Genomic DNA, 14,879 nt, shown 5'->3' with positions numbered 1-14,879 from the left:
GGCAAAAAATGAACACCCGTGGATTGCTCGACCAACTCCTCAAGTCCGGCCAGGACATGTTGCAGAACAAGGCGGGCGGGTCGCAGAAACAGTCGTCCGGTGGTGCTCTGGGCGGGTTGCTCGGCGGTAGCGGTGGCTCGGGCGGCCTCGGCAGCCTGCTTTCCGGTGCCGGCGGTGGTGCCTTGGCCGCCGGGGCCATGGGCCTGTTGCTGGGCAACAAAAAGGCGCGCAAGGTCGGCGGCAAGGTGGCGGTGTATGGCGGTCTCGCGGCATTGGGCGTGATTGCCTACAAGGCCTATGGCAATTGGCAGGCCCAGCAAGGCTCGGCACCGAAGACCGAGCCGCAGACCCTGGATCGCTTGCCGCCGGCGCAAGTCGAACAGCACAGTCAGGCGATTCTCAAGGCGCTGGTAGCGGCGGCCAAGGCTGATGGGCACATCGACGCCCGTGAGCGCGAGCTGATCGAAGGCGAGTTCACCAAACTCGACAACGATCAGGAACTGCAACACTGGCTGCACGCCGAACTCAACAAACCGCTGGACCCGAGCGACGTCGCCCGCGCCGCCAGCACCCCGGAAATGGCCGCCGAGATGTACATCGCCAGTGTGATGCTGGTGGACGAGGAGAGCTTCATGGAGAAGTCCTACCTCGATGAACTGGCGCGTCAGCTCAAGCTTGAGCCGGGCCTGAAGGTCGAGCTGGAGAAGCAGGTTCGTCAGGCCTCGATGTAGGCCCGGAAAAGATCGCCGCTCTGATCTTTGATCGTTCCCACGCTCGCGTGGGAACGCATCCGGGGCAAGGCAACCGCTCAATGACCATTCCACGGTCCCTTTCTACCGAATCACCCCTAACACCCATCCCCGCAATTAACGGACAGTCCCTACCCAGAGCCCGTCCCCGTTTTTTGCGCGGGATGCGAAGTGGCGTGCAACCGTCTTATAAATGAAACAGCGCCCTCGGCTATACTCCCCGCATTTCGAAATACCCCCGAGGACTGACTGTGAAGAACTGGACGTTGCGCCAACGCATTTTGGCGAGCTTTGCGGTAATCATCGCCATCATGTTGCTGATGGTGGTCGTCTCGTACTCCCGGCTGCTGAAGATCGAAAGCAACGAGGCCAGCGTGCGTGAGGACGCTTTGCCGGGGCTTTATTACAGCTCCATGATTCGTGGCGCGTGGTCCGACAGCTATGTACACGTTCAGGCCATGCTTGGCCTCGAACAAGGGCAGGGCTTCTCGGCAGAGGAGGCGGCCAGCTTCAAGGGTTACGCTACGCGTTTGACAGAGCAGATGGAGCTCTACCGCAAAACGATTACCGACGAAGAAGACAAGCTCGAGTACGCAGCCTTCGAAAAAATCCATGAGGAATACCACCGGATTCTGGCCGCCGTGATCGAGTTGCATAAGCGCAACCAGAACGCCGAGGCCATCAGCATGTTCAAGGCTGAACTGACCCCGACCTGGACAGCGGGTCGCATGAAGGTCAGTGACATTCTGCGGCATAACAAGGCCGTGGCGGACGCCGACATCGCAGCCATTGATGACGCAGTGCTCACCGCCAAAGTCATCATGGGCATTTCCCTGGTGATCGCGGTGCTGGCCGCCGCCCTCTGTGGCCTGTTGCTGATGCGCGCCATCATGGCGCCGATGAACCGCATCGTGCAGATCCTCGAAATCATGCGCACCGGCGACCTCAGCAATCGATTGAATCTGGAGCGCAAGGATGAATTCGGCGCAGTGGAAACCGGCTTCAACGACATGATGGCCGAGCTCACCTCGCTGGTATCCCAGGCCCAGCGCTCGTCGGTGCAGGTCACCACATCGGTCACCGAAATCGCCGCCACCTCCAAGCAGCAACAGGCCACCGCCACTGAAACGGCGGCTACCACCACTGAAATCGGCGCGACGTCTCGTGAAATTGCGGCGACTTCCCGTGATCTGGTGCGCACCATGACCGAAGTGTCCACCGCTGCCGATCAGGCATCGGTCGCCGCCGGTTCCGGTCAGCAAGGACTGGCGCGCATGGAAGAAACCATGCATTCGGTGATGGGCGCGGCAGACCTGGTCAACGCCAAACTGGCGATCCTCAATGAGAAGGCCGGCAACATCAATCAGGTGGTGGTCACCATCGTCAAGGTTGCCGACCAGACCAACCTGTTGTCGCTCAACGCCGCCATCGAGGCCGAGAAGGCCGGTGAGTACGGTCGCGGGTTCGCCGTGGTCGCCACTGAAGTGCGCCGCCTGGCCGACCAGACCGCTGTCGCCACCTACGACATCGAACAAATGGTGCGCGAGATTCAATCGGCGGTGTCGGCCGGTGTGATGGGCATGGACAAGTTCTCCGAAGAAGTGCGCCGCGGCATGTCTGAGGTACAGCAGGTCGGCGAGCAACTGTCGCAGATCATCCATCAGGTGCAGGCGCTCGCGCCGCGGGTGTTGATGGTCAACGAGGGCATGCAGGCCCAGGCCACCGGGGCCGAACAGATCAATCATGCGCTGGTGCAATTGGGCGATGCCAGCAGCCAGACCGTCGAATCCCTGCGCCAGGCCAGTTTCGCCATCGACGAACTGAGCCAGGTGGCCGTCGGGCTGCGCAGCGGCGTCTCGCGATTCAAAGTCTGATGAGCGAACTCACGGCCAAACGCACTGCCGTGAAGCAGGCGTCGCACGCGTTGTTCCTGGTGTTTCGCATCGGCAGCGAGCGCTATGCCTTGCAGGCCATGGAAGTGGTGGAAGTGCTGCCGCGCCTGCCATTGAAACCCATTGCCCACGCGCCGCACTGGGTCGCCGGGGTGTTTGCCTATCGCGGTGCGGTGGTGCCGGTGATCGACCTCAGCGCGCTGACCTTCGGCACTGCTGCGCAGGTGCGCACCAGTACGCGGCTGGTGCTGGTGCATTACCGAGCGGATAAAAGCGCACAGGCGCAAATACTCGGATTGATTCTGGAACAGGCCACCGACACCTTGCGCTGCAACCCGGCGGACTTTCAGCCCTATGGCCTGGACAATCCCCAGGCGCCGTACCTGGGGCCGGTGCGCGAAGATGCGCAAGGCCTGCTGCAATGGGTGCGGGTCGCCGATCTACTGGATGAGCCGGTGCGGGCGCTGCTGTTTCCCACGCCGCCCCTGGACCTGACGCTGCTTGAGGACCGGCCATGAGCAGCGACCAGCGTTTTTTCGATTTCCTCAAGGAGCGCATCGGCCTCGACGTCACGTCGGTCGGCCCGGCGATCATTGAGCGTGCGGTGCGTCAACGCAGCGTGGCGTCGCAGGCGCTGTCGGCCGACGAATACTGGCGCACACTGCAGGGTTCGAGGGACGAGCAACAGGCGTTGATCGAAGCGGTGATCGTCCCTGAAACCTGGTTTTTCCGTTACCCGGAATCTTTCGCCACCCTGGCGAAACTGGCGAGCAGACGCTTGGCCGAGATCAACAACATGCGCGCCCTGCGGATTCTCAGCCTGCCGTGCTCCACGGGCGAGGAGCCGTACTCGATTGCCATGGCACTGCTGGATGCCGGGTTCAAGCCGCACCAGTTCAAGGTCGAAGGCATGGATGTCAGCCCGCTGTCGGTGGAGAAAGCCCGGCGCGCGTTGTACGGCAAGAACTCGTTTCGCGGACAGGACATCGCCTTTCGCGACCGGCATTTCACCGCCGAAAACGAAAGCTATCGGCTCAGCTCGCGCGTGCTCGATCAAGTACGCCTGCAGGTGGGCAACCTGCTCGATCCGGCTTTGCTGGTCAATGAGCCGGCCTATGATTTTGTGTTCTGCCGCAACCTGCTGATCTATTTCGATCTGCCCACGCAAAAACAGGTGTTCGAGGTGCTCAAGCGCCTGACCCATGTCGACGGCGTGCTGTTCATCGGCCCGGCCGAAGGCAGTCTGCTGGGGCGTTTGGGTATGTGTTCGATCGGCATCCCGCAATCCTTCGCCTTCAGCCGCCAGAGCGCGGCGGAACCTGAACCGTTGCCAGCCTTCGTCCCCACGCCCTTGCCGGTACCGCAACCGCTGCGCAATGTGCCGCCGCCAGCGCTCGGCAAGCGTCCATTCACCAGCGTTGCACGCCCTGCGCAAGCGGTGAAACCGGGCAACGCCGACGCGGCCCAGCTGCTGGCGAACATTGCCGCGCTGGCCAATGAAGGTAAAAGTGCCGAGGCGCGTGCCGCGTGTGACTCTTACCTGCGCAGCCACGAACCGGTGGCCCAGGTGTTTTACTGGCTGGGTTTGCTCAGCGATGTCGCCGGCAGTGTTCTGGAAGCCCAAGGGTATTATCGCAAGGCGTTGTACCTTGAACCGCAACATCCCGACGCATTGATGCACCTGGCCGCCTTGCTGCAATCCCAGGGCGACACGGCGGGAGCCAGACGATTGCAGGAACGCGCCGCCCGCAGCGAGCGCGCCGCTGACAGTGAGCGTAAACGATGATCGCCTCCGACACTTTTAGCGTCACCCATGAAGATGCCCAGGCCATCGATGATTGCTGGAACCGCATCGGGATCCACGGCGACAAATCCTGCCCGCTGCTGATCGAACATATTCACTGTCGCAATTGCGCGGTGTATTCGGCGGCGGCGACACGCTTGCTGGATCGCTACGCCTTGCAGCAGGAAGACCGTGAACACGCACCCGGTACGCTGCAAAGCGAAGTGAAAACCCGCTCGCTGTTGATGTTCCGTCTCGGCGAAGAATGGCTGGGGCTGGCGACGCGCAGCCTGGTGGAAGTGGCGCCGATGCAAACCATTCACTCCTTGCCGCACCAGCGCTCGCGGGCCTTGCTCGGCGTGGCGAACGTACGCGGTGCACTGGTGGCGTGCCTGTCGTTGGTCGAGTTGCTTGGACTCGACGGCGTCAGCAGCGTGGCGACGGGCGCGCGGATCATGCCGCGCATGCTGATCATCGCCGCCCACGGTGGGCCAGTGGTGGTGCCGGTGGACGAGGTGGACGGGATTCACGCCATCGACGAGCGCCTGCTCGAGGCCGCGTCGAAATCCGGCAACCAGGCCAATGCCAAGTACACGCAAGGCGTGTTGCAATTCAAAGGTCGCAGCTTGCGTTGGCTGGATGAAGAACAGCTGTTGTCCGCCGTGACCCGGAGCCTCACATGACCCCCGAGCAAATGCGCGACTCATCTTTGCTGGAACTGTTCAGCCTGGAAGCCGAGGCCCAGACCCAGGTACTGAGCGCAGGTCTGTTGGCGCTGGAACGTGATCCGACCCTGGCCGATCAGCTGGAATCGTGCATGCGCGCAGCGCACTCGCTCAAGGGGGCTGCGCGCATTGTCGGCGTCGATGCCGGGGTCAGCGTTGCGCACGTCATGGAAGATTGCCTGGTCAGCGCCCAGGAAGGGCGGCTGTACTTGCGCCCCGAACATATCGATGCGTTGCTGCAAGGCACTGATCTGCTGATGCGCATCGCCACCCCGGCCAATGCGCCGGTGCCTGCGGAGATCGACGCCTATGTCGCGTTGATGGCGCGCTTGCTCGATCCGGCCGCTGTCGTTGTTCCGGTCAAGGCAGCGGCTGATCCTGTAATGGCCGAGCTTCAGCTCGAAGCACCCGTGGCCAGGGTGGAAGTCCCGGAACCGCTGATTGAAGCGTCTCCCGCGCCGAAAAAGACCAAGCGCACCACCGAAAACGGCGAGCGCGTGCTGCGGGTGACCGCCGAGCGCCTCAACAGCCTGCTCGATCTGTCGAGTAAATCCCTGGTGGAAACCCTGCGGCTCAAACCGCACCTGGCCACCATGCAGCGCCTCAAACGCATGCAGAGCAACAGCCTGCGAGCGCTGGAAAACCTCAATGTCCATCTCAAGGAACACGCCCTGAGCCTCGAAGCCCGGGAAGCCCTCGAAGATGCTCGTCGATTGCTGGCCGAATCCCAGCAATTACTCGCGGAAAAAAACGCCGAGCTGGATGAGTTCGCCTGGCAGGCCAGTCAGCGTGCACAAGTGCTGTACGACACGGCGCTGGCCTGTCGCATGCGGCCGTTCGCGGATGTGCTGACCGGTCAAGTGCGTATGGTTCGAGACTTGGGCCGCAGCCTTGGCAAGCAGGTGCGGCTGGAGATCGAAGGCGAGAAAACCCAGGTCGACCGCGACGTGCTGGAAAAACTCGAGGCGCCACTGACGCACTTGTTGCGCAATGCCGTGGACCACGGAATCGAAACGCCCGAGCAACGGCTGTTGGCCGGCAAGCCGGAAGAAGGCCTGATCCGCCTGCGCGCTTCCCATCAGGCCGGATTGCTGGTGCTGGAACTCAGTGATGACGGCAACGGCGTCGATCTGGAAAAGGTCCGTCGCAGCATCATCGAACGCCAGTTATCCCCGGCCGAAACCGCCGCGCAGTTGAGTGAAGAAGAGCTGCTGACATTCCTGTTCCTGCCGGGTTTCAGCCTGCGCGACACTGTCACCGAAGTCTCCGGCCGTGGCGTCGGCCTGGACGCCGTGCAGCACATGGTTCGCCAGTTGCGCGGTGCGGTGGTGCTGGAGCAGACGGCGGGCGAGGGCAGTCGCTTTCACCTTGAAGTACCGTTGACCCTGTCGGTGGTGCGTAGCCTGGTAGTGGAGGTCGGCGACGAAGCCTATGCCTTCCCGCTGGCGCATATCGAACGCATGTGCGATCTGGAGCCAACGGACATTGTTCAGGTGGAGGGGCGCCAGCATTTCTGGCATGAAGGCCGGCACGTCGGCCTGGTCGCCGCCAGCCAGTTGTTGCAACGGCCCGCGAACCAGGGCGGTCAACAGACCCTGAAAGTTGTGGTCATTCGCGAGCGCGACACCATATATGGCATAGCGGTCGAGCGCTTCATCGGCGAGCGCACGTTGGTGGTGTTGCCACTGGATGAGCGCTTGGGCAAGGTTCAGGACATTTCCGCCGGGGCCTTGCTCGACGACGGCTCGGTGGTGTTGATCGTCGACGTCGAAGACATGCTGCGGTCGGTGGACAAACTGCTCAACACCGGGCGTCTGGAACGTATTGCCCGTCACGGCAACCAGGCGGCAGAAGCCGCGCGCAAGCGGATTCTGGTGGTCGACGACTCGCTCACCGTGCGCGAACTGCAACGCAAATTGCTGCTCAATCGCGGCTACGACGTCGCGGTGGCGGTGGACGGCATGGACGGCTGGAACGCATTGCGTTCGGAGAATTTCGACCTGCTGATTACCGATATCGACATGCCGCGCATGGACGGTATCGAACTGGTGTCGTTGTTGCGTCGGGACAATCGCCTGCAATCGTTGCCGGTGATGGTGGTGTCCTACAAGGATCGTGAAGAGGATCGCCGTCGTGGACTGGATGCCGGGGCCGACTATTATCTGGCCAAAGCCAGTTTTCATGATGACGCCCTGCTTGACGCAGTGGTTGAGCTCATAGGAGGAGCGCGGGCATGAAGATCGCAATCGTCAACGACATGCCCATGGCCGTGGAGGCCCTGCGCCGGGCCCTGGCCTTCGAGCCGGCGCACCAGGTGATCTGGGTGGCCGGCGACGGCAAGGAAGCCGTGCGGATGTGCGCCGAACAGACGCCGGACCTGATCCTGATGGACTTGATCATGCCGGTGATGGACGGGGTGGAGGCCACTCGCCGGATCATGGCTGAAACGCCGTGCGCCATTGTCATTGTCACCGTGGATCGCCAGCAGAACGTTCATCGGGTGTTCGAAGCCATGGGCCATGGCGCCCTCGACGTGGTCGACACCCCGGCCATCGGTGCCGGCAACGCCCAGGAAGCGGCGGCGCCGTTGCTGCGTAAAATCATGAACATCGGCTGGCTGATCGGCGAAAAAGGTAACCGCGAGCGATTGGCGCCGAGCCCGCTGCGCAATTCCGGTTCGCGTCAGAGCCTTATTGCCATTGGTTCGTCCGCCGGCGGGCCAGCGGCGCTGGAGGTCCTGCTCAAGGGGCTGCCGAGGCATTTTTCCCCGGCCATCGTGCTGGTGCAGCACGTTGACCAGGTATTCGCCGCCGGCATGGCCGAATGGCTCGGCAGCGCCAGCGGACTGAACGTCCGCCTGGCGCAGGAAGGCGAGGCGCCACAAAGCGGCACGGTGTTGCTGGCCGGCACCAATCACCATATCCGCTTGCTGAAAAACGGCACGCTGGCCTACACCGCCGAACCGGTCAATGAAATCTACCGACCCTCTATCGACGTGTTTTTCGAGAGTGTGGCCCGTTACTGGAACGGTGACGCGGTCGGCGTTTTGCTAACCGGCATGGGGCGTGATGGCGCGCAGGGGCTTAAACTCATGCGCCAGCAGGGGTACCTGACCATCGCACAAGACCAAAACAGCAGTGCGGTGTATGGCATGCCGAAGGCGGCCGCGGCCATCGATGCCGCCGTGGAAATACGCCCGCTGGAAAAGATCGCGCCGCGATTGCTGGAGATTTTTCCCAAATGACTACATTTACCAGCAATCCTGGCCCAAGCAGTATTCAGGTGAACGCACATGAATGAATTACAGCTCGACGACTTCAAGACTGACGAAAATGCCGCCATGGTGTTGTTGGTGGACGATCAGGCGATGATCGGCGAGGCGGTAAGGCGCGGTTTGTCGAACGAAGAAAACATCGACTTCCACTTCTGCGCCGACCCGCACCAGGCCATCGCCCATGCGGTGCGCATCAAGCCTACGGTGATCCTGCAGGATCTGGTCATGCCTGGCCTGGACGGCCTGAGCCTGGTGCGTGAATACCGCAATCATCCGGCGACCAAGGACATTCCGATCATCGTCCTGTCGACCAAGGAGGACCCGCTGATCAAGAGCGCAGCGTTCGCCGCCGGCGCCAATGATTATCTGGTCAAGCTGCCGGACAACATCGAACTGGTGGCGCGCATCCGCTATCACTCGCGCTCCTACATGACCCTGTTGCAACGGGATGCGGCTTACCGTGCGTTGCGGGTCAGCCAGCAGCAGTTGCTCGACACCAACCTGGTGCTGCAACGCCTGATGAACTCCGATGGCCTGACAGGGCTGTCGAACCGTCGGCATTTCGACGAGTACATGGAACTTGAATGGCGGCGTTCGCTGCGTGAGCAGAGCCAGTTGTCGTTGCTGATGATCGACGTGGATTACTTCAAGACCTACAACGACAGTTTCGGCCACCTGGAAGGCGATGAAGCCCTGCGCAAGGTTGCCTCGGCGATCCGCGATGCCAGCGCCCGACCGTCGGACCTGCCAGCGCGTTACGGCGGCGAAGAGTTCGCCCTGGTGCTGCCCAATACGTCCCAGGGCGGGGCGCGGCTGGTGGCGGAAAAACTGCGCATGACCGTGGAAGCCTTGAAGATCCCGCACAATTCACCCACCGAAGGCTCGAGCCTGACCATCAGCATCGGGCTGGCCACTGTCACGCCGACAGCGGGCAGCAACTGCCGGGAACTGATCCTGGCGGCGGACAAGGGGCTGTATCTGGCGAAACACAATGGGCGTAATCAGGTCGGTATCGGGTGACGCAACACTGTGCATGAGATTTGACTAAAGAAACTTGTTGCATGATTTACGAGGTTTTTTGTACGGATAGTCGCTCCATGCAATTGTTGGTTGTTATTTAAGAGTGTTGGCAGGTTTGCTTTCGAGTGTCTGAAGATATTGATTTCAGCTATTCATTAAGTTTTAAGGGTAGTGTCGTGCTAATAAATGAAGCGAATTTCACAATGGGTGTTCTTATTCAAAATCTTCTTTTGGCATCTGGCAATCTGGGCATAACCAATCTTCGGGCAGATCGTCCCAAGGCGTGCCTGGTGGTATCCCATTCTCAGGATCGCCCAGAGCGGGATCATATTCATAGCCGCAAATAGTACAGCTCATTATTTTTTCTTTGTTTGACATGGCTTTTCCTGATGGTGGTTAAAGTGTGACGGTGGCGATCAAACCAGTTGCTCCTAAGATGAAACCAATTAGAGCGCCTCTTTCGGGTAACTCCTTTAGCATTGCGTATATCACAATTGGTTCAAGAATAAGAAGGAGTGTCAAGGAAGCAACAGTTACTACCCAGATATTTCCGGTTGCTTGATATCCTAGCCAGTACGCAAAGACTAGGCTTATACCAGCAAGGCTGATAAGGAAGATAGGTTTTACAAATATTAAAGGGGTTTCCAGTGAACGGTCGGGAAGCTTGGAGGCGTATACTTCGCTGTAAATCGTTAGTATCTCACCGAAAATCATCAATACTAAGGAGGCAGCCATGTAGTAGTGATTTTTCATTTTTAACCTTTAGCTAGTATGGATAAAATGTCATTTACTACAGGGTCTCCGAGTTCGCTTGATTTTAGCAAAAAGTGAGGGCCGTCGTGATCAAAAAGAAATGTGTTCTGATAGGGCATGTTTTCAAGCTTGGCAATGCTGTGGAGTATGTCTTCGGCTTTATGTAGTTTTGAGGAATGTTTGTATTTTAGTATTTTTATTGCATTCCCGAAGTGTATGGCCTCGTCCGCAATCAGATTTTTAATCCATGTGTTGAAGTTTTTGTGGCCGAATTCATTGTAGAATGTGTCTTTTTTATATGTTTTGACTGACGTGTATTCGTCGTAAGCCAATAGAAGTAGTAGGTTGAATTCGCTTGTAAATATTTCTTGTAGTTGGTCGAAATTTCCGGTTCTTGTTTTTAGTTGGTCTATCAACTCTTCCTCGGTTGAGCCAAATAAAAGACGAATAAGCTCAAAAAAACCGTCGGAATGATTTTTTTCATCTGCAAACCATAGATCGAGATACTGGACGAAGTATGGCGAGAATCTTGCTCTCTGTTGGTGTAAGTTATGATAAAGATTGATGGCGTCATACTCGGAGAATAAGTCTGACATAAAAAAATCCTTGTACTTTAAGTCGATTCCAGGGTTTGTCCATTCGCTACTGGATATTTCATTGAAAAGTTCTCTTGAGCTCCAGTGTCTTTTTTTTAGAAAAGATGGGTTCATTTTTTTCTCCTGTAGCCCGGTTTATGAGTTTATTTTTTTTATGATGGTGGGGATTATGGAATCTCTGATTTCTTGTTTTTGAATAGGGAAATCTGGCGTGTTGTGGTCTAGAACAAAGGTTCCAGAGTAGTTTGGTTTCTCGAAGTCTATAGCGAAGATTTCTTCCAGGATTGAAGCGGTTTCATTAATCCTCTCGGGGAATGATTTTTTGGCCTTTTCGATAAAAGAGAAGAAGTGATTGATTTCATCTTTTTTTGTTTTTCTGATCCAGTTCGAAAGTTGTGGAGATTCGAATTTATCGTACTTCTCTATGCTGCGGTGGTAAACATGTGTGGTAATAATTTCGTCGTAGGCCAGCATAATGAGAAGTTTGAATGTGTCATCGGTTATTGAGTCGATTGCACTGAAATCTGGGTTTCTAACTTCGGCCTCCAGAGTAACTTGATCAAGCGGGATGCCTGTGAATGATGAATAGATCAGAGCAAAACCATAGGCGTGGTCAATTTCGTCCCTGAGCCAAGGGTTTAGTACTCCTACTAGTGACGGAAAGTAAGTCGGGTATTTGGTCTTTAAATGCCAATAAAGTCGCCGCGCATCGTACTCAGTAATTATTGAGTCGAATAGTATTTCCTTCCATTCAGTGCGCTCGATACTGCTTAATTTTGTATCAGGGAATCGGAAATTTGCGAGTACAACGGCAGCATCCGGGGTCAAACGGGGGGGGATTCTGGTTTCTATCGTTCTTGTAGTGTTCATGGTGTTTAACTTCCATTGTTCTATCAATTTTTCTGGTGCACCCTAAAATTATGAAATTGTAGAGTGTCGCTGCAGTTTGGGCGCCAGTCAGTTTCTTGGATAATTATTGGCTGCCAGTACGGCTCTACGAAGTCGTAGATGTATTCCCAATCTAGACTTTCGGATTCTAGAACCCCGGATTCTGAATTTTTCTCGGCCCACTTCATGCCGGCAACGATGCTTGATGTGACTTGTAGGCTCGTCGCACTGTTGTGTTTTGCCATTTTTCTTGCCTTGCCTATTGAAAGATTTGAACCGAGCCAAAGTGATTTGTATTTTTTGCTGATGAGAAAAATGCCGAGCTCGTCGATGCCGGAAACTATATCGTCTTTCATTATTTCCTTTGACTCGATCTGATTTTCACTCCCACTCCAAAGCAAATGCATTGAATCTACTGCTTGGTCGCAAGGATGATACGCGTAGTATACGGTTGGTCGATATTTGGGCGCTGGCGGGGTGTCTGAAGTTAAATATTCGGCGATTGATAGCGATTCATTATGTGTTAGTAGATATGCGTTGAATTCTAAGTAGTTGGGAGACCAGCTTTTTACGATGACATTTCGGCCTTGCTCAATCAGTTCGAGTGAGTATCCGTTGTTCTTGGCGTTCAATGGGGTTTCTGCTTCGTGAGATCCCCAGCCCAGCTCCGACGGTTGCAAGCACTCTGTAATCAGTCCGTCCACAGACCACGTACAGAAAAAGCTATTTGGTGCGCGTTTTTTGGACGAGGTTTGTGTGTCTCGTTCTGATATTTGTATGATCTGTAATTCTAAGCGTTCTGATAGCTTGGCCCACTCAGGCTGTGTTGTTGGTTGTTCATGTATTCCATTTTTTAGTGCCATTTCAAGCATTGCTTTTTTTAGCAAGATAGATATAAAGCCAGGATTTGCTCCGTGCCCAACAATTGCTGTTGTTTTGCTGGTCTGGGTTTGCGCATATTGCTTCAGGCTTTCCCTTAGCGAGTGATTACTTTTTAAGGTGTTTTTGTTGTTTTGATTTGCGTACTCCCATGGCTCTATGCACGTGTCTAAGTATAGTGTGTTGAATCGCTGGGCTAGACTTATCAGCGCTAAGCTGGAAACAGATACCGCCAGATTCAAGAGGAAGCTGTTGTCGCTTAATAGCGGTGACAAAATACCTTGGAAGTTATTTGGGGTTATCAGCTTTTTGTTTAATATTGCAGAATACTCGCTTGCGATGTTTTTTCGAGTTGTGTCGATTTCTTTGTCGAAGATAATTATTTCTGAGTTGTAATTCTCTGAAAGTAACGGTAGCAAGGCTTGGGCGATACTTCCAAAGCCTATAATTATTATTCTGTCGATTTTTTTCATGGTAGTCCTTTAATTAGTAAGTTGAGGTGACATATCCATGTTTTTCGGTGGTGCTGTAACTTGCTTGGGTTTCTGATGGTTAAGGTTTACGAAGGTGGTGTTAGTAAAGTGTTGGTGGTTTTTTTTGTGTTGCATAGTTATAGGGAAAGCAGGTGCATTGCGCAATTGCCAATTAAGTAGGAATGATCCGTTATTTTTGAGGTCATTTTCCTACAGAACGGTCCAGATATTAATCTTGTTGTTGATTAGTACTCTGGGAGATGTTTACGGCATCATCCTCAAGGACGTGTTGTTTACAGCCTTGGCAGTTGCGCGAGCCATACCACTGCGCGACAGCGGTGCTATCGTGCAAACTGGCTGGTTGTAGGTCCAGCAGGCCATCAGAATCACACTGTCGGCGGATTACTGGGTCGTGAATGCTTGTGTGCATGTACAGTCCCGCAACCAAGCCCTCGAATTGGCTTCACCAAGCATTTGCATCTACTCAGTGGCCCCGGCCATGGTTGAGTCTCTAGTCTAGGGCGCCTTCTTGGGAGTCGAGCCGCTCAAAGACGCACAGTGGCATCACTGAAAGGCATGAGCAGGGCGATGGCAGCGTTAATGGTCAGTGTGAGGCAGGAAAAACTGAAACCATTCGCCGGTATACCCGCGATACGGGCTGCCGGGACCGCTTGGTTACGTTATACTCGCCGGCTTTCAAAAGTTCGCCAACGAGTGCTGCCCGCCATGGAAATCAACCCGATCCTTAACACCATCAAGGACCTGTCCGAGCGCTCCGAAACCATTCGGGGGTATCTTTGACTACGATCAAAAGCATGAGCGTCTGACCGAGGTCAATCGCGAGCTTGAAGATCCGAGTGTCTGGAACAAACCTGAGTACGCCCAGGAGCTGGGCCGCGAGCGCTCTGCGCTGGCGCAGATCGTCGAAACCCTCGACGAACTGACTGCCGGCCTGGCCGATTGCCGCGACCTGCTGGACATGGCTGTCGAAGAAAATGACGAAGGCGCGGTCGGTGATGTCGTCGCCGAGCTGGCCCGTCTCGAGGAAAACCTCGCCAAGCTTGAATTCCGCCGCATGTTCAGCCACGAAATGGACCCGAACAACGCCTACCTGGACATCCAGGCCGGCTCCGGCGGCACCGAAGCCCAGGACTGGGCCAACATCCTGTTGCGCATGTACCTGCGCTGGGCTGACAAACGCGGTTTCGACGCGACCATCATGGAGCTGTCCGCCGGTGAAGTCGCCGGGATCAAGGGCGCCACCGTGCACATCAAGGGCGAATACGCCTTTGGCTGGCTGCGTACCGAGATCGGCGTACACCGTCTGGTGCGCAAGAGCCCGTTCGACTCCGGCAACCGTCGCCACACGTCTTTCTCGGCGGTGTTCGTTTCCCCCGAGATCGATGACAAGGTGGAAATCGAAATCAACCCGGCAGACTTGCGGATCGACACCTATCGTTCCTCCGGTGCCGGTGGTCAGCACGTAAACACCACCGACTCGGCCGTACGTATTACTCACGTACCGACCAACACCGTGGTCAGCTGCCAGAACGAACGTTCCCAGCACGCCAACAAGGACACCGCCATGAAAATGCTGCGGGCCAAGTTGTATGAGCAGGAAATGCAGAAGCGCAACGCCGCGTCCCAGGCGCTGGAAGACACCAAGTCCGATATCGGCTGGGGTCACCAGATCCGTTCGTACGTGCTGGATGCCTCGCGGATCAAGGATCTGCGTACCAACATCGAACGCAGCGACTGCGACAAGGTGCTCGATGGCGACATCGACGAGTACCTGGAAGCCAGCCTGAAGTCCGGGCTGTAAGCTACTGACTCACCGCGATCCCCTG

14 protein-coding genes are annotated in these 14,879 nt (G+C 56.3%); 9 read left to right on the top strand and 5 right to left on the bottom strand.

Annotation, left to right across the window (positions count from 1 at the left end; all coding sequences use genetic code 11):
* Positions 1–8: 8 nt before the first annotated feature.
* The 8 genes from M5G20_RS25000 to M5G20_RS24965 all read left to right on the top strand — a co-directional run bounded on the left by M5G20_RS25000 (position 9) and on the right by M5G20_RS24965 (position 9,443).
* Positions 9–731, top strand: coding sequence for a tellurite resistance TerB family protein (locus tag M5G20_RS25000; RefSeq protein ID WP_273921342.1), 723 nt, complete (start codon positions 9–11; stop codon positions 729–731).
* 269 nt (positions 732–1,000) lie between these two features.
* A complete protein-coding gene (locus tag M5G20_RS24995) occupies positions 1,001–2,623 on the top strand; it encodes a methyl-accepting chemotaxis protein (RefSeq protein ID WP_273921341.1) in 1,623 nt (540 codons plus the stop codon).
* Entirely contained in the window at positions 2,623–3,159 is a 537-nt protein-coding gene (locus M5G20_RS24990) for a chemotaxis protein CheW (RefSeq protein WP_273921340.1), read from the top strand. The genes M5G20_RS24995 and M5G20_RS24990 overlap by 1 nt, the downstream gene beginning before the upstream one ends.
* Complete coding sequence (locus M5G20_RS24985) at positions 3,156–4,427, top strand: CheR family methyltransferase (RefSeq protein WP_273921339.1); 1,272 nt, start codon at positions 3,156–3,158, stop codon at positions 4,425–4,427. The genes M5G20_RS24990 and M5G20_RS24985 overlap by 4 nt, the downstream gene beginning before the upstream one ends.
* The gene (locus tag M5G20_RS24980; RefSeq protein WP_273921338.1) at positions 4,424–5,107 is read left to right on the top strand and encodes a chemotaxis protein CheW; all 684 of its coding nucleotides are present in this window, start codon (positions 4,424–4,426) and stop codon (positions 5,105–5,107) included. Before M5G20_RS24985 ends, M5G20_RS24980 begins: the two co-directional genes overlap by 4 nt.
* On the top strand, positions 5,104–7,386 hold the full coding sequence (locus M5G20_RS24975) for a hybrid sensor histidine kinase/response regulator (RefSeq protein WP_273921337.1): 2,283 nt from the start codon (positions 5,104–5,106) through the stop codon (positions 7,384–7,386). Before M5G20_RS24980 ends, M5G20_RS24975 begins: the two co-directional genes overlap by 4 nt.
* Positions 7,383–8,393: a chemotaxis response regulator protein-glutamate methylesterase gene (locus M5G20_RS24970; RefSeq protein WP_273921335.1), complete on the top strand. Its 1,011-nt coding sequence runs from the start codon at positions 7,383–7,385 to the stop codon at positions 8,391–8,393. Before M5G20_RS24975 ends, M5G20_RS24970 begins: the two co-directional genes overlap by 4 nt.
* Positions 8,394–8,441: 48 nt before the next feature.
* Complete coding sequence (locus tag M5G20_RS24965) at positions 8,442–9,443, top strand: response regulator (RefSeq protein ID WP_273921334.1); 1,002 nt, start codon at positions 8,442–8,444, stop codon at positions 9,441–9,443.
* Between the two features lie 213 nt (positions 9,444–9,656).
* Here the strand turns inward: M5G20_RS24965 and M5G20_RS24960 are convergent, their stop codons facing one another.
* From M5G20_RS24960 to M5G20_RS24940, 5 genes are read right to left on the bottom strand one after another with little or no spacing between them, the layout of a single operon-like run.
* Entirely contained in the window at positions 9,657–9,821 is a 165-nt protein-coding gene (locus M5G20_RS24960; RefSeq protein WP_212625649.1) for a rubredoxin, read from the bottom strand.
* Positions 9,822–9,839: 18 nt separating this feature from the next.
* Entirely contained in the window at positions 9,840–10,196 is a 357-nt protein-coding gene (locus M5G20_RS24955) for a hypothetical protein (protein WP_443218323.1), read from the bottom strand.
* 2 nt (positions 10,197–10,198) lie between these two features.
* Positions 10,199–10,906, bottom strand: a complete 708-nt coding sequence (locus tag M5G20_RS24950; RefSeq protein ID WP_273921333.1) for a hypothetical protein — start codon at positions 10,904–10,906, stop codon at positions 10,199–10,201.
* A 21-nt stretch (positions 10,907–10,927) separates the two neighbouring features.
* Entirely contained in the window at positions 10,928–11,662 is a 735-nt protein-coding gene (locus M5G20_RS24945; RefSeq protein WP_273921332.1) for a ferritin-like domain-containing protein, read from the bottom strand.
* Between the two features lie 23 nt (positions 11,663–11,685).
* Positions 11,686–13,032, bottom strand: coding sequence for a saccharopine dehydrogenase C-terminal domain-containing protein (locus M5G20_RS24940; protein WP_273921331.1), 1,347 nt, complete (start codon positions 13,030–13,032; stop codon positions 11,686–11,688).
* Between the two features lie 726 nt (positions 13,033–13,758).
* Here M5G20_RS24940 and prfB point away from each other — a divergent pair.
* A protein-coding gene (gene prfB / locus M5G20_RS24935) for a peptide chain release factor 2 (protein ID WP_139315765.1) occupies positions 13,759–14,854 on the top strand; the annotation gives its coding sequence in 2 pieces (ribosomal slippage) (positions 13,759–13,830 and positions 13,832–14,854; 1,095 coding nt in all).
* Positions 14,855–14,879 lie beyond the last annotated feature (25 nt).

Source organism: Pseudomonas sp. TNT2022 ID1044, from assembly GCF_028656895.1.
GTDB classification, from domain to species: Bacteria; Pseudomonadota; Gammaproteobacteria; order Pseudomonadales; family Pseudomonadaceae; genus Aquipseudomonas; species Aquipseudomonas reinekei.
Note: the sequence above shows the minus strand (reverse complement) of the source record. Positions and strands in the feature narration are given on the sequence as shown.

Coding starts and splice junctions, on each gene's coding strand:
- M5G20_RS24945 (WP_273921332.1), bottom strand. CDS start 11,662: ATGAACACTACAAGAACGATAGAAACCAGAATCCCCCCCCGTTTGACC.
- M5G20_RS24960 (WP_212625649.1), bottom strand. CDS start 9,821: ATGTCAAACAAAGAAAAAATAATGAGCTGTACTATTTGCGGCTATGAA.
- M5G20_RS24985 (WP_273921339.1), top strand. CDS start 3,156: ATGAGCAGCGACCAGCGTTTTTTCGATTTCCTCAAGGAGCGCATCGGC.
- M5G20_RS24940 (WP_273921331.1), bottom strand. CDS start 13,032: ATGAAAAAAATCGACAGAATAATAATTATAGGCTTTGGAAGTATCGCC.
- M5G20_RS24990 (WP_273921340.1), top strand. CDS start 2,623: ATGAGCGAACTCACGGCCAAACGCACTGCCGTGAAGCAGGCGTCGCAC.
- M5G20_RS24955 (WP_443218323.1), bottom strand. CDS start 10,196: ATGAAAAATCACTACTACATGGCTGCCTCCTTAGTATTGATGATTTTC.
- M5G20_RS24970 (WP_273921335.1), top strand. CDS start 7,383: ATGAAGATCGCAATCGTCAACGACATGCCCATGGCCGTGGAGGCCCTG.
- M5G20_RS24950 (WP_273921333.1), bottom strand. CDS start 10,906: ATGAACCCATCTTTTCTAAAAAAAAGACACTGGAGCTCAAGAGAACTT.
- M5G20_RS24975 (WP_273921337.1), top strand. CDS start 5,104: ATGACCCCCGAGCAAATGCGCGACTCATCTTTGCTGGAACTGTTCAGC.
- M5G20_RS24965 (WP_273921334.1), top strand. CDS start 8,442: ATGAATGAATTACAGCTCGACGACTTCAAGACTGACGAAAATGCCGCC.
- M5G20_RS25000 (WP_273921342.1), top strand. CDS start 9: ATGAACACCCGTGGATTGCTCGACCAACTCCTCAAGTCCGGCCAGGAC.
- M5G20_RS24980 (WP_273921338.1), top strand. CDS start 4,424: ATGATCGCCTCCGACACTTTTAGCGTCACCCATGAAGATGCCCAGGCC.